The 13,999-nt window shown below is 67.7% G+C and carries 13 protein-coding genes; 4 read left to right on the top strand and 9 right to left on the bottom strand.

The features are described from left to right. Window positions 1–11 precede the first annotated feature (11 nt). From deoA to ABGN05_RS07380, 8 genes are all read right to left on the bottom strand, one after another. Window positions 12–1,328: a thymidine phosphorylase gene (gene deoA / locus ABGN05_RS07415; RefSeq protein WP_367953374.1), complete on the bottom strand. Its 1,317-nt coding sequence runs from the start codon at window positions 1,326–1,328 to the stop codon at window positions 12–14. A gap of 248 nt (window positions 1,329–1,576) precedes the next feature. Continuing rightward, window positions 1,577–3,994: an aldehyde dehydrogenase family protein gene (locus tag ABGN05_RS07410; RefSeq protein ID WP_367953373.1), complete on the bottom strand. Its 2,418-nt coding sequence runs from the start codon at window positions 3,992–3,994 to the stop codon at window positions 1,577–1,579. Window positions 3,995–3,996: 2 nt separating this feature from the next. Next, window positions 3,997–5,001, bottom strand: a complete 1,005-nt coding sequence (gene deoC, locus ABGN05_RS07405; protein WP_367954334.1) for a deoxyribose-phosphate aldolase — start codon at window positions 4,999–5,001, stop codon at window positions 3,997–3,999. A gap of 5 nt (window positions 5,002–5,006) precedes the next feature. Further along, on the bottom strand, window positions 5,007–5,801 hold the full coding sequence (locus tag ABGN05_RS07400) for a purine-nucleoside phosphorylase (RefSeq protein ID WP_367953372.1): 795 nt from the start codon (window positions 5,799–5,801) through the stop codon (window positions 5,007–5,009). Between the two features lie 16 nt (window positions 5,802–5,817). Then, entirely contained in the window at window positions 5,818–6,255 is a 438-nt protein-coding gene (gene cdd, locus ABGN05_RS07395) for a cytidine deaminase (RefSeq protein ID WP_373695922.1), read from the bottom strand. A gap of 75 nt (window positions 6,256–6,330) precedes the next feature. Then, window positions 6,331–7,293, bottom strand: a complete 963-nt coding sequence (locus ABGN05_RS07390; RefSeq protein ID WP_367953370.1) for an ABC transporter permease — start codon at window positions 7,291–7,293, stop codon at window positions 6,331–6,333. Between the two features lies 1 nt (window position 7,294). After that, window positions 7,295–8,434 carry an ABC transporter permease gene (locus ABGN05_RS07385; RefSeq protein ID WP_367953369.1) on the bottom strand — a complete coding sequence of 380 codons (1,140 nt, stop codon included), beginning with the start codon at window positions 8,432–8,434 and terminating at the stop codon, window positions 7,295–7,297. Next, entirely contained in the window at window positions 8,435–9,967 is a 1,533-nt protein-coding gene (locus ABGN05_RS07380; RefSeq protein WP_367953368.1) for an ABC transporter ATP-binding protein, read from the bottom strand. Between the two features lie 120 nt (window positions 9,968–10,087). Between ABGN05_RS07380 and ABGN05_RS07375 the strand changes: the two genes are divergently transcribed. The 4 genes from ABGN05_RS07375 to ABGN05_RS07360 all read left to right on the top strand — a co-directional run bounded on the left by ABGN05_RS07375 (window position 10,088) and on the right by ABGN05_RS07360 (window position 12,751). Continuing rightward, window positions 10,088–11,263 carry an iron-containing alcohol dehydrogenase gene (locus ABGN05_RS07375; RefSeq protein WP_367953367.1) on the top strand — a complete coding sequence of 392 codons (1,176 nt, stop codon included), beginning with the start codon at window positions 10,088–10,090 and terminating at the stop codon, window positions 11,261–11,263. Window positions 11,264–11,342: 79 nt separating this feature from the next. Then, window positions 11,343–11,711, top strand: coding sequence for an acyl-CoA thioesterase (locus ABGN05_RS07370; RefSeq protein ID WP_367954333.1), 369 nt, complete (start codon window positions 11,343–11,345; stop codon window positions 11,709–11,711). After that, complete coding sequence (locus ABGN05_RS07365; RefSeq protein WP_367953366.1) at window positions 11,708–11,917, top strand: SlyX family protein; 210 nt, start codon at window positions 11,708–11,710, stop codon at window positions 11,915–11,917. Before ABGN05_RS07370 ends, ABGN05_RS07365 begins: the two co-directional genes overlap by 4 nt. Window positions 11,918–12,022: 105 nt before the next feature. After that, a complete protein-coding gene (locus tag ABGN05_RS07360; RefSeq protein WP_367953365.1) occupies window positions 12,023–12,751 on the top strand; it encodes an anti-sigma factor domain-containing protein in 729 nt (242 codons plus the stop codon). A gap of 27 nt (window positions 12,752–12,778) precedes the next feature. On the opposite strand, the gene ABGN05_RS07355 is transcribed toward ABGN05_RS07360, so the two are convergent. Then, a complete protein-coding gene (locus ABGN05_RS07355; protein WP_367953364.1) occupies window positions 12,779–13,960 on the bottom strand; it encodes an MFS transporter in 1,182 nt (393 codons plus the stop codon). Between the last annotated feature and the right edge of the window lie 39 nt (window positions 13,961–13,999).

The raw sequence follows: 13,999 nt of genomic DNA, 5'->3' as shown, positions 1-13,999 counted from the left end.
CCGGCGTCCCCTCATTGCGCGCCGATGTGGCGCAGCACCGGCTTTCCGCGGGACGGCCGCCTCTCGCCGATCGAATAGGCCTGATGCACTGCCGCGACCGCAGCTTCCGCCGCGGCTTCGTCGCGCGCGTGCACCATCGCCAGCGGATCGCCGGGTCCGAACTCCGCGCCGACGGGCAGCAATCCGCTCAGACCGACGGCAGGGTCGATGGCATCGCCGGGTCTGGTCCTGCCTCCGCCCAGCGCCACGACGGCAACGCCGACGGCGCGCGTGTCGATGCCGGTGACGAAGCCGCTGGAGGGTGACGGGACCGGCCGGACGATCGGCGCGGTCGGAAGATGCGCGCGGCAGTCATCCACGAAACCCGCCGGCCCGCCAAGGCTCGACACCATTCGGCCGAAGGTCTCCGCCGCCTTGCCGCCGTTCAGCGCGTCCCGCGCGGCGGCCTCGCCGTCCTGGCGCGAACCCGCGAGCCCGGCCGAAACCAGCATCTCGGCGGCAAGCGCGAGCGTCACCTCCTCCAGCCTCCGGTCGCGGGCGCGTCCCGTGAGGAAATCGACCGCGTTGATCACCTCCAGCGCGTTTCCGGCCGCCGAGGCGAGCGGCTGGTTCATGTCGGTCAGCAGCGCCGTCGTGGCGAGCCCCGCGCCGTTGGCCACCTCGACGAGACTCGTCGCCAATGCCACCGCGTCGCGTCCCTTTGTCATGAAGGCGCCGTTGCCGGACTTCACGTCGAGCACCAGACCCTTCAGGCCGGCGGCGAGCTTCTTCGAAAGGATCGAGGCGGTGATGAGCGGGATCGACTCCACCGTCGCGGTGACATCGCGGATGGCGTAGAAGCGCTTGTCGGCCGGCGCAAGGTTGCCGGTTTGGCCGATGATGGCGCAGCCCACCTCCCGCACGGTCCTGCGAAAGGTCTCGTTCGCCGGCTGGCTGGCGTAGCCGGGAATGGAATCCATCTTGTCCAGCGTCCCGCCGGTATGGCCGAGCCCGCGTCCGGAGATCATCGGTACGAACGCGCCGCAGGCCGCCACGATCGGAGCAAGCATCAGCGAGACGTTGTCGCCCACTCCGCCCGTCGAATGCTTGTCGACGATCGGCCCGTCGAGATCGTCCCACAACAGCACGTCGCCCGAATCGCGCATGGCAAGCGTCAGCGCCACCGCCTCGTCGCGGCCCATGCCGTTGAAGAACACCGCCATCGCGAGCGCCGCGACCTGGCCCTCGGTGACGCTCTCGTCCGCCAGTCCCTTCACGAAGAAGGCGATCTCGTCCGCCGTCAGAGCCTTCCCGTCGCGCTTCTTGCGGATGATTTCCTGCGGGAGCACGTCACACCCCGAAGCATGGGCGGAAAAAGGAGCTGGAAGCGGCAGTAACCCACCTCTGCCTCCGAAGGTCTTGTCGAAGAGAGGGAACCTCTCCCTCGGATGGTGAGATCGGCAGCTCCGATTTCCCTGCGTCTACCGAAATGCCTGTGAGTAGCGAAAGCAGTTGCGACAAGTGATCTCCCCCCTTGAGGGGGAGATGCCCGACAGGGCAGAGGGGGGTAAATCTGCGCGCCGCCATGAAGCCCGCCTCACACCCCGAACGGCGTCCAGATCGACTTGATGCGCGTCGCCCGGAATAGGAACTCCTCGCCCTGGCCTTGGGCCCCGTCGTGCCAGTCGCGCGCCTTGCCGTTGTTCACCCACGTGGCCTTCAGATTGCCCGCCGACTCGCGTTCCACCATGGCGCTGCCCTCCGCCGAGCCGAAGTACCAGCACGCTGCGATGTCGTCGTGTTTGGCCATCACGCCGGCAAGCTGGTCGCGGTCGCCGGTGACAATGTTCATCACCCCGTCCGGCAAGTCAGACGTGTCGAGCACCTGGTAGAGGTCGCAGGCCGCCAGCGGGTGATGCTGCGAGGGCGTGACGACGACACGGTTGCCCATGGCGATCGCCGGCGCGACCAGCGACACGAAACCGAGCAGCGGCGCCTCGTCGGGACAGGAGATCCCGATCACCTCGAACGGCTCCGGCAGCGCCAGTGCCAGCATGCGGGGCTGCGGCGCGCGCACGCGGCCGTCGTATTTATCGGCGCGGGACGCGTAGTGGATGATCCGCGCCACCGACGCCGCCACTTCGCGGCCCGCCTGCTTCTGCGACGCGCCCGTCATCTGCGCGATCCGCCCCGCGAACTCCTCCGACCGCAGTTCCAGGTTTTCGGCCAGGAACCACAGCACCTGCGCGCGCGCATGCCCGGTCATGTCGGACCAGGCGTCGGCCTTGCGCGCCGCTTCCACCGCGTTTCGGATGTCCTTGCGGTTGCCGTAGCCGGCCTCGGTGATCAGCCGCCCCTTGGCGTCCAACACCGGATAGGAGTAGCCCGAATCCGGCCGCACCTGCTTGCCGCCGACATAAAGCTTCACCGTGCGGTCGAGGCTCGCGCTTGCCCCACCCGGTCCGGCGTCGTCGTCGACCGGGAGCGGTGCCGGCAGCGGCGTCGCGGCAGGCAGGGCCTTCGCCTTCTTCTCCCAGGCAGGCACCAGATATTCAAGCATGCCCTCGCGGCCGCCCTCGCGCCCGAAGCCGCTTTCCTTGTAGCCGCCGAAGCCCACCGCCGCGTCGAAGAGGTTGGTCGAGTTGATCCACACGACGCCGGCCTTGACCTTGCGCGCCGCGTCGAAGGCGACGTCGAGGTTCTGCGACCAGATGGACGCTGCAAGCCCGTAGCGGCTGTTGTTGGCGAGCGTCACCGCCTCGCCCGGCGTGCGGAACGTCATGGAGACCAGCACCGGCCCGAAGATCTCCTCCTGGGCGAGGCTCGAGGCGGGCGACACGCCGGTGAACAGGCTGGGCGGGAAGAAGCAGCCCTTCTCCATGGCCTTCGTGAAGTCGTCGTTCGCCCAGGATGGTTGCCAGAGGCTCGCCCCTTCCTTCACGCCGGCCTCGACCTTGGCCCGGATCGAGGCGATCTGCACCGGCGCCACGACCGCACCGATGTCGGTCGACTTGTCGAGCGGCGGCCCCACCCGCAGCGTCTCCATGCGCGCCTTCAGCTTGGCATGGAATTTTTCCGCAATGCCTTCCTGAACGATGGCGCGCGAGCCGGCGCAGCAGACTTCCCCCTGGTTGAACCAGATCGCGTCGACCACGCCCTCGACCGCGGCGTCGATGTCGGCGGTGTCGAAGACGATGAAGGGCGACTTTCCGCCGAGTTCGAGCGACAGCTTCTTGCCGGTCCCCGACGTCTGGCGCCGCAGGATGCGGCCGACCTCGGTCGAGCCGGTGAAGGCGAGCTTGGCCAGCCCCGCGTGGCCCGCGACCAGCGCGCCGGTGCTGCCGCCGCCGTTGACGAGGTTGAAGACCCCCGCCGGCAGCCCCGCCTCGGCGCACATCTCGGCGAAGGCGATCGCGGACAGCGGCGTGTGCTCGGCTGATTTCAGCACAACCGTGCAACCCGCCGCCAGCGCCGGCGCCACCTTCCACGCGAGCATCAGCAGCGGAAAGTTCCACGGGATGATCTGCCCGCACACGCCCGCCGGCACGTGGTCGGGAAACTCTTCGTCGCGCAGTTCCGCCCAGCCGGCATGGTGGTAGAAGTGCCGGGCGACCAGCGGAATGTCGATGTCGCGCGTCTCGCGGATAGGCTTGCCGTTGTCCATGCTCTCCAGCACGGCGAGGAAGCGCGCGTGCTTCTGTACCTGGCGCGCGATCGCATAGAGATGCCGCGCCCGCTCGGTCCCCGAGAGGCCGGACCACCTGGCGAAGGCGGACGTCGCGGCCTTCACGGCGGCGTCGACCTCCTTCTCGCCGGCCTCGGCCACGTCGGCCAGCTTCTCGCCGTCGGCCGGGTTGCGGACCTCGAAGGTCTCCTTGCCGCCTTTGGTCAGCTTGCCGTCGATGAACTGGCCGAACCGGCCGTCATGACGCTTCAGCCACGCGCGAATATGACCGTCCTCCTCCGGTGCCGGGCCGTATTCCATGCTGTCCAGGATGTTCACGATCTCGTTCATGTTCACGCCATCCCGTGCCGGTCGGCGGACGAATAGCGCCCGGTGACGAAATGTTCGATCTGGCGCTCGATGTCGGTCAGGAGGCCGCTGGCGCCGAAGCGGAAGAGGTCCGGCTCCAGCCAGTCGCGGCCGAGTTCCTCCTTCATCAGGAACAGCCAGGTGAGCGCGTCCTTCGCCGCGCGGATGCCGCCGGCCGGCTTGAAGCCGACGCGGAGCCCGGAAAGCGCCAGGTAGTCGCGGATCGCCCGCACCATGACGAGGCTGACGGGCAGCGTCGCGTTGACGCCCTCCATGCCAGTGGAGGTCTTGATGAAGTCGGAGCCGGCCATCATGGTCACCATCGAGGCGCGGTAGACGTTGGTCAGCGTCTTCAGTTCGCCCGTGGCCAGGATCGCCTTCATGTGCGCGGCGCCGCAGGCCTCGCGCATCAGGCGCGTCTCGTCGTAAAGCGCCTGCCAGTTGCCGGTCAGCACGTGGGCACGCGTGATTACGATGTCGATCTCCTGCGCGCCCTCCGCCACCGCGTAGCGGATTTCGGCGAGCCGCTGCTCGAAAGGCGTCAGTCCCGCCGGAAACCCGGTCGCAACCGAGGCGACGGGGATGCCGCTGCCGTCGAGCGCCTTCACGGCCGTGCGCACCATGGACGGGTAGACGCAGACCGCGCCCGTCGTCAGCCGCCGTCCGGTCAGCCCCAGCGCCTCGACGAGATCGTCGCGCAGCGGGTGGCGCGCCTTGGCGCAGAGCCGCTCGACGCGGCCCGGCGTATCGTCGCCGGCCAGCGTCGTCAGGTCGATGCACTGGATCGCCTTCACCAGCCATGCCGCCTGCCACTGCTTCTTCACCGTGCGGCGCGTGCCGATGGTCGCGGCGCGGCGTTCGGCGGCCGACAGGTTCACCTCGGCCGCATCGAACCAGTCGGGATTGAGCGGCGTACCGTCGTTGCGGGCATGCGGCTGGTGGAGCTTTACGGGCCCGGCCGCTGTAGCGACGGGCTCTCCGGTTCTCATGTTCATCACAGGTCTCCGATCGCCTTGCGCAGGATCGCGGCGAGGCGGGCGCCGCCTTGCGGCGCCATGTCCTTCGTCTCCTGGTGGGACAGTTCCGCGCCGGTCATGCCGGCGGCAAGATTGGTGACGACCGAGCAGGCGGCGACACGCAAGCCGAGGAAGCGGCCGAGGATCACCTCGGGCACCGTCGACATGCCCACCGCGTCTGCGCCGAAGGTGCGCGCCATGCGGATTTCGGCCGGCGTCTCGAAGGAGGGGCCCGAAAACCACATGTAGACGCCTTCATGCAGTGGCGTATCCGTGTCCGTGGCCGCCTTCTTCAGCACGCCGCGCATGTCCGCGTCGTAGGCCCCGGTCAGGCCGACGAAGCGGCGATCGGTCGGCTCGCCGAACAGCGGATTCGAACCCGAAAAATTGATGTGGTCGGTGATCAGCATCACCGAACCCGGCCCCATTTCGGGGCGCAGCGATCCGGCGGCGTTCGTCAGCATCAGCTTTCTGATCCCCACGCCGGCCAGCGCCTCCAGCGCCGGGCGCATGGCGGCCGCGTTGCCGTGCTCGTAATAGTGGGAGCGCCCGGCCAGCATCAGCACCGGCACGCCCGAGAACAGTCCGGCGACGATCTCGCCGGCATGGCCAGAGACGCCGCTCTTCGGAAAGCCCGGCAGTTCGCCGTATGGCACCCGCACCGGCTCCGACACCTCCTCGACCAGTCCGCCCAGGCCCGAGCCGAGAACGAGCGCGATCTCGGGCGCAAGCCCGTTCAGCTTCTCGACGAGATGATCGACCGCCGTCTTCATGTCTGCAGCCGGTACTTCATTTCAGGATATCTCCCTGGAAGCCGAGCGGTAGCATGGCGCCCAGCGTCGTGGTCTCGACTATACCCTTCTCGTCGCACAAATGCAGCCTCGTGTCCGGCCGACCGAACTCCGCGAGCCGCTGTCGGCAGCCGCCGCACGGCGTTACCCGCGCCATGCGCTCCGCCACCACCGCCACCTCCGCGATATCGCCGCCTCCGCCCATCACGAAATGGGCGAGCGCCGTCGTCTCGGCGCACCAGCCCTCCGGATAGGACGCGATTTCTATGTTGGCACCGGAAAACACGCGGCCGTCGGTCGTGCGGATGGCAGCTCCGACGGGAAACTTCGAATACGGAGCGTAGGCCTTGGCCATCGCCGCCCTGGCGGCTTGGAAGAGGTCGTGGGACATGGGGCTCCGGGTCGAATGGCGGCTGTGCGTGGAAAAGCGGCGAATGGTCCGTGGTGCGTAGTGGCGTAACTAGGGGGCCAGTTACCCACTTCCAACCACCAACTACCGTCTACGCACGAACTACCTCTCCTTCACATACGCCACCCCGCCCGCCTTCGGCGGGATCGCCCTTCCGATGAAGCCGGCGAGCAGGATGACAGTGAGAATATAGGGAAGGGCTTGCATCAACTGCACCGGCACGCGCCCGATCATCGGGAATTCCGCGCCCTGGTAGCGGATCGCGAAGGCGTCGAGGAAGCCGAACAGGAGGCAGGCGAACATGGCGTTGACCGGCTTCCATTTGGCGAAGATCAGCGCGGCAAGCGCGATGAAGCCGCGTCCCGCCGTCATGTCCTTGACGAAGCCGGCGTTCATGGCGAGCGCCAGGTAGGTTCCGGCAAACCCGGTGAGCACGCCCGTGATCATGACGGCGCGGTAGCGCAGCCAGGTCACGGAGATGCCGGCGGTGTCGACGGCTGCCGGGTTTTCGCCGACGGCCCGCAGGCGCAGGCCGAAGCGGCTGCGAAACAGCACCCACCAGGTGAAGGGCACCATGAAGAAGGCGAAGTATACCAGAAGCGAGTGGCCGGAGATGATGTCGGAATATATCGGTCCCAGCACCGGAACGTCACGCATCGCTTCGGCGCCGGGAAGATCGATCGCGCCGAACCGCGCCGCGGGCGGCAATGACGGTGTGCGGCCACCCTGCTGGAACCAGCCCTGGCCGAGAATGATGGTCGTTCCCGCGGCAATGAAATTGATGGCGACGCCCGAGACGATCTGGTTGCCGCGATTGGTGATCGAGGCGAAGCCGTGCACGAGCGCCAGCATTCCCGATATGATGATGGCGGCGCCCAGCCCGATCCAGGCGGAGCCGGTGGCTGCCGCCGCGGCCGCCGAGGCGAAGGCGCCGGCAAGCATTTTTCCCTCGAGCCCGATGTCGAAGATGCCGGACCGCTCCGAGTAGAGCCCGGCCAGGCATGCGAGCAGCAGCGGCACCGAGAGCCGGATGGTGGCATCGAGAAGCTGGACGAGTGTATCCATCTCAGGCTCCCTCGCGCTTTGCCGTGCCCATGCCCATCGATCGTGGGCTGAAGCTCGCGAATGCCGCCTGCATGGCGGGACGGAACATGTTTTCGAGCGCGCCGGCGAACAGGATCACCAGGCCCTGGATGATGACGATCATGTCGCGCGAGATGTTCGGCATCATGAACGAGATTTCCGCGCCGCCCTGGTAGAGCATGCCGAACAGGATCGCCGCTGGCACGATGCCGGCCGGGTGTGATCGTCCCATGAGCGCCACCGCTATGCCGACGAAGCCCGCGCCGGTGACGAAGTCGAGCTGCAGGCGGTGCTGGTCGCCCATCACCGGGTTGAGCGCCATCATGCCCGCCAGCGCGCCGGAGATCATCATGGTGATGACGATGATGCGCGCCTCGCCGATGCCGGCGTAGCGTGCCGCCTTGGGGCTGAAGCCCATCGTGCGGATCTCGTAGCCGAGCTTGGTGCGCCAGATCAGCGCCCACACCGCCACGGCCATCACCAGCGCCAGGATGAAGGAGAGGTTCAGCGGTGTCGAGCGGATCGTCGCGCCGAACATCTCGAGCAGCCAGTCGAGCTTCGGCAGATGCGCGTCCACTGCGAAGGTGCGCGTCTGCGGCGCCATCGAGTTCAGCGGTTTCAGCGGCCCGACGAGCAGGTAGACCATCAGGCTGGCCGCGATGAAGTTGAACATGATCGTCGTGATGACGATGTGGCTGCCCCGCTTTGCCTGCAGATAGGCGGGGATCATCGCCCAGAAGGCGCCGATCGCGGCACTTCCGATGATCGCCAGCGGGAAGTTTATCCACCAGGGAAACACCGTGTCGAACCCGAGGCAGACCAGCGCTACGCCGAGACCGCCGACATAGGCTTGGCCTTCGCCGCCGATGTTGAAAAGCCCGCAATGGAAGGCGACGGCGACCGCCAGCCCGGTGAAGATGAAGCTGGTCGCGTAGTAGAGCGTATAGCCGATGCCGGCCCCCGAGCCGAAGGCACCCTTGATCAGAAGCGTTGCGGCCTGAATCGGGCTTTCGCCGACGAGCAGCACGACGAGGCCGGCCACGAGGAAGGCGACCACGAGGTTGATGAGCGGGATCAGGCCGTAGTCGGCCCAGGCCGGCAGCTTCGCGTAGGGTGTCGCCATCTACTCCGCCGCCTCCTGCGCTTCGACGCCGGCCATCAGAAGGCCGAGTTCGCCTTCGGTCGCGTCCGGGCCGCGCTCGCCGACGACGCGACCGTCGAACATCACGAGAATGCGGTCCGACAGCGAGCGGATCTCGTCGAGTTCCACGGAGACGAGAAGCACCGCCTTGCCGCGGTCGCGCATGGCGATCAGCTGCTTGTGGATGAACTCGATGGCGCCGACGTCGACGCCGCGCGTCGGCTGGCCGACGATCAGCACGCCTGGATCGTTCTCCATCTCGCGCGCCAGAACGATCTTCTGTTGGTTTCCGCCCGAAAAGTTCGCTGTCCGCAGCCGGCAGTCCGCCGGGCGGATGTCGTACTTCTCGATCTTCTCGCGCGCGTCGCTGCGGATCGCGTCGATGTTGAGGAACGCGCCGTTCAGGAACTTCGGGTCGTCGTGGTAGCCAAGGATCGCGTTCTCGTTCTCCTCGAAGGGCAGCACCAGCCCGACATGGTGCCGGTCTTCCGGCACGTGCGCCAGCCCGCGCTTGCGCAGTTCGGCGGGGTCGGCCGTGCCCGTCACGTCGATCGGCTTGCCCTTCATGGTGACCGAACCGGACTCGGCCCTGCGGGTGCCGGCGATCGCCTCGATCAGTTCCGACTGGCCGTTGCCGGCCACGCCCGCGATGCCGACGATCTCGCCGGCGCGCACGTCGAACGACACGTCGTCGACCATGGTCACGCCGCGCCCGTCCTTCACCGTCAGGTTCTTGACCGACAGCTTGAAATCGCCGGGCTTGGCCTTGCCCTTCTCGACCTGCAGGAGCACGCGGCGCCCGACCATCAGCTCGGCCAGTTCCTCCACCGTCGTCGAGGCCGTCTTGCGCGTCGCCACGATCGTGCCCTGGCGCATCACCGACACATTGTCGGTCACCGCCATGATCTCGCGCAGCTTGTGGGTGATCAGAACGATCGTCTTGCCCTGGTCCTTCAGCATGCGCAGGATGCGGAACAGATGGTCGGCCTCGGCGGGCGTGAGCACCCCCGTCGGCTCGTCGAGGATCAGGATTTCCGCCCCGCGATAGAGCGCCTTCAGGATCTCGACGCGCTGCTGCAGGCCGACCGGCAGTTCCTCGATCACCGCGTCCGGATCGACCTCCAGTCCGTATTCCTTCTCGAGCCGCTGCAGTTCCGAGCGGGCCTTCGCGATGCCTTTGTTGAGCAGCGACGCGCCTTCCGCGCCCAGGATGATGTTCTCGAGCACCGTGAAGTTCTCGACCAGCATGAAGTGCTGGTGCACCATGCCGATGCCGGCGGCGATGGCGTCGTTCGGCGTGTGGATGGAAGCCTTCTGGCCTTTGACGAAGATCTCGCCGCTGTCGGCCTGGTAGAAGCCGTAGAGGATCGACATCAGCGTCGACTTGCCGGCGCCGTTCTCCCCGATGATGCCGTGGATCGTGCCCTGCGGGATTTCGATGTCGATGTCGCGGTTGGCGCGAACCGCGCCGAAGCTCTTGTTGATGCCTTTGAGTTCGATTGCAGCTTGCGCCATGCAACCGTATCCCCTCGATTTTTTATCGTTTGGTCAAAGTTGCTATCATGACCAGGAACGGTTGCCAATCTCCCGCCCCCACTCTCGACAAAAGCGCGGCACCTTGTCAATTTCCGCGCCATGACAAATCCGGCATTCGCACCCTTCACCTTCAACACGACACCCTCGATCGTCTTCGAGAACGGTGTCGCCGGCCGCATCGGCAGGCTTTTGGCGCACAGGCTCGGCAAGTCGCTGCTGTTCGTCACCGATCCTGGCCTTCGCTCGCTCGGGCTGTGCGACCCCGCGCTCGCATCCCTGCGTGAGGCAGGCATCGAGGTCGCGATCTTCGACCAGGTCGAGGCAGACCCGCCGCTGAAGACACTGCTGGCGGCGGTCGAGGCCGGCCGGTCGGCAGGCGCCACCGGCGTCCTCGGCTTCGGCGGCGGCTCCTCGCTGGACGTTGCCAAGCTCGCCGCGCTGTTGATCGGCTCCGGCGAGGACCTCGACCAGGCCTGGGGCGTCGGCAACGCGAAGGGTCCGCGGCTGCCGCTGGCACTTGTGCCCACCACGTCGGGCACCGGGTCGGAGGTCACGCCGGTCTCGATCATCACCGTCGGCGAGGAGGAAAAGCGCGGCGTCTCCTCGCCCGTCATCCTGCCCGACGTCGCCGTGCTCGATCCGGAACTGACACTCGGCCTGCCACCGTCGATCACCGCCGCCACCGGTGTCGACGCCATGGTCCATGCGATCGAGGCGTACGCCTCGAAAAGCGCCAACAACAACCCGCTGTCGCGCGCGCTGGCGCGCCAGGCGCTGCAACTGCTCGGCGCCAACATCGAGACCGCCGTGAACGACGGCAGGGACATCGCTGCGCGCGGCGCCATGCTGCTCGGCTCCATGCTCGCCGGCCAGGCCTTCGCCAATTCGCCGGTGGCTGCCGTCCATGCGCTGGCCTATCCCATCGGCGGCACCTTTCACGTGCCGCACGGGCTGTCGAATGCGCTGGTCCTGCCCCACGTGCTGCGCTTCAATGCCCCTGAAGCCGCGCATCTCTATGCCGAGATCGCCGCGGATGCCTTCCCGCATCTCTCGAACGAGGAAGGAACGCAGGGCCGCTGTGCCGCCTTCATAGAGGCGCTCGCCGCGCTGTCGGCCCGCGTCGGTCTCCAGCCGCGCCTGCGCGATGTTGGCATCGGCGAGGAGCATCTGGCGAAGATGGCCGCGGACGCGATGAAGCAGACGCGGCTCCTCGTCAACAATCCGCGCGAGGTGGCGGAGGCGGACGCGCTGGCGATCTACCGGGCCGCGTGGTGAGCGGCCGGCCCCGGTGACCCGCCCCGCCCCCTCCGCGCGTTCGGCCTACCGCGCCTTCCGCACCCTCACGACGCGCTGGATGGACAACGACGTCTATGGCCACATGAACAACGTCGTTCACTATTCGCTCTTCGACACCGCCGTGAACGGCTGGCTGATCGAAAAGGGTGTGCTCGACATCCATGGCGGCGACCAGATAGGTCTCGTGGTGGAGACCGGTTGCAGATACTTCTCGGAGATGGCGTTTCCCGACGTCGTCACCGCCGGACTTCGTGTCGCCCGGCTCGGCGGCTCTTCGGTCCGCTACGAGGTCGGCCTCTTCCGCAACGACGAGAACCTGGCGGCGGCGGAGGGCTTCTTCGTCCATGTCTACGTTGACGGGCGGACGCGCCGCCCGAAACCGCTGGGCGACGCCCTGCGCGGCGCGCTCGAGGAGATCAGCGCATGAGTTCGCAGGAAGAACGCCTGGTGAAGCTCGAGGCGCTCTGCGCCGAGCAGGAGCGGACCATCGAGGAACTGTCGGGCCAGATCGCCGGACAGTGGAAGACCATCGACGGCATGAAGAGGAAACTCGATGCCCTCACGGAGCGCTTTCTGGCGGTCGAGGAACGCACCGCGCCTGATGTGCCGGTCACCCGGCCGCCGCACTGGTAGCGTTCCGGCGCGATTTTCGGCATCGGCATCGACCTGCCAGTTCCCAGCAGGAACGGTATGCCTTACAATTTCGCTTTGGGACGAGCTTCAATCCGGGTGCCGAAGATGAGCAGCGAAGTTGATCGCATCGAGCGCGCGGGCGACTACATCATGGGCCGCATGACCCAGGCCGAGCGTGAACGCGCCGAACGCGATCTCGAGCGCGACCCGAAGTTCCGCGAAACCGTGATCCGCCTTGCCGAACGCCTTCGGTCGAGCACGCAGGCGCACCAGACGGATCTCTGGCGTTCCGTGCAGGAAAGCATCGCCGGTCTGCCCCAGATGCGCGACGCGCCTCTCGTCCACCCCTTCGCGCCCAGCGCCGCGCCGTCGCAGGCAGCCGCGTCATACGCCCCGCTCGGCGGGTGGCGGGGAGCCGCCCTGATCGCCGCCCTGGTGGCGGTCGGCGGCGCTGGCTACGTCGCCGGAGGCTGGTTCGCCGGTCCGGCCGACCCGGTCGCGCTCGTTCGGCTTTCCGACGCCGAGGGAAACACCGCCGGCATCCTCGAGATCTCCGAAGGCGACGCTCTGCGCTACCTGCCGCTGGACACGGGCCAGCCCGCCGACGGGCGGGTACTGCAGCTTTGGACGAGTTTCGACGAGGCCGCCGGACCGGTGCGGCTGGGAACAGTCTCGCACGCCGGGCCGCTGCGCTGGCGCGGTCCCCACCTTCCGCCGCCGGTCCCCGGTCAGACCTACAGTGTCACGGCCGCCTCTCCGGCGGACGCGATCCCGGGGAAACCTTTCGGCGAGACGCTCTTCCGGGGCACGGCGGAGCGGCTGCCGCGCCCCTGATCGCGGCGTTCGCGCGGACTGTTTCGTTCAGGTTTGCCAGTCCGGTACCTTCTGCCGCCGCACCAGCGGGATCAGGCACACCATCCCGACGACGGACAGCGCCGAGAGAAACCAGCCGAACCCGGCCCAGCCGAAATCCGAGATGACATAGCCGGCGATCGGCGGGCCGATGAGCGTACCGATACCGCCGGATTGGGCCACGAGGCCGATTCCCACCGCCACCGATCCGCCGGCAGGCACGACCGAGGGAACGCTGGCGAACAGGGACGAGGCGATGACTCCGCCCGCTATCGAGAACACGACCGCGGCACCGGTCGCCACGGCCACGTTCGAAGACGAGAAGAACGGCACCGCGGCGGCGGCGCTGACGGCGAACGCAGCTGCGGTGAGCCAGGCGATGAAGCGGGGATCGCGGCCCTCGACGAGGAAGCCGGCCAGCACGTTGCCGAACGGCACCAGGAGCGCCACGGCGCCGGCCGAAAGCAGGATCGCCCTCCCGTCGTTCGCGAATGTCGGCAGGAAGCTGAAGAAACCCAGGGAGAGGATGACATAGGCGCCGAACGCGGCGGCGACCGCGCCGACGGGCGTCGTGAAGGTCGCCGACAGCGGCGCCTGCTTCGTCGGGTCCGCCGTGTGGCCGATCGGTTGCAGGCCGAAGGCCAGGAGCGATGCCGCCAGGGCAAACCCCGCGAAGGCCAGCGAGATCGCCAGGAGGTAGATCTGGGGAGCCAGGCCCGGCAGCATGGCGGCGGCCGAAAAATCCGCCACCGCGTAGCCGAGCGGCACGAACCCGCCCCAGATCGCCAGTGCCGGCGCCTTCAGCCGCCGCGGGGCCAGGGCCGCGAGGAGAGCAGGGGTGGCGATCACGATCACGAGATAGCCGATCGCCTCCACGAGCCGGCCGGCCAGCACCAGCGCCGGCGACTGGAACATGGCAAGGATCACGCCGCCCATCGCGAGCGCGGCCGAGGAGGCGACGAAGGAGGCGTACATGCCCGCCCGGTCGATCGCGAATGCCGCCGGAAGGGCGGCCAGCGCCACGAAGACCCCGAGGGTGGAGGTCAGCCAGCCGACCATCACCAGCGAAAGGCCGGCCTGCGAATGGTACCAGCCCACCAGCGGTGCGATCTTGCCGAGCTGGGCGCCGGCCAGAATCCCTGCAAGCAGCAGCAGCGCGAGGGCGGCGAGGCGTCGGGCGTTTCCGGTCATGATGCTCCGAGCTTTTCGTCCTCTGCGGCGCAAGGCCTC

Origin of the sequence: Aquibium pacificum (assembly GCF_040839445.1) — a bacterium.
GTDB classification, from domain to species: domain Bacteria; phylum Pseudomonadota; class Alphaproteobacteria; order Rhizobiales; family Rhizobiaceae; genus Aquibium; species Aquibium pacificus.
The sequence above is the reverse complement of the archived record's forward strand: the minus strand, read 5'-3'. Positions and strand labels throughout refer to the sequence as shown.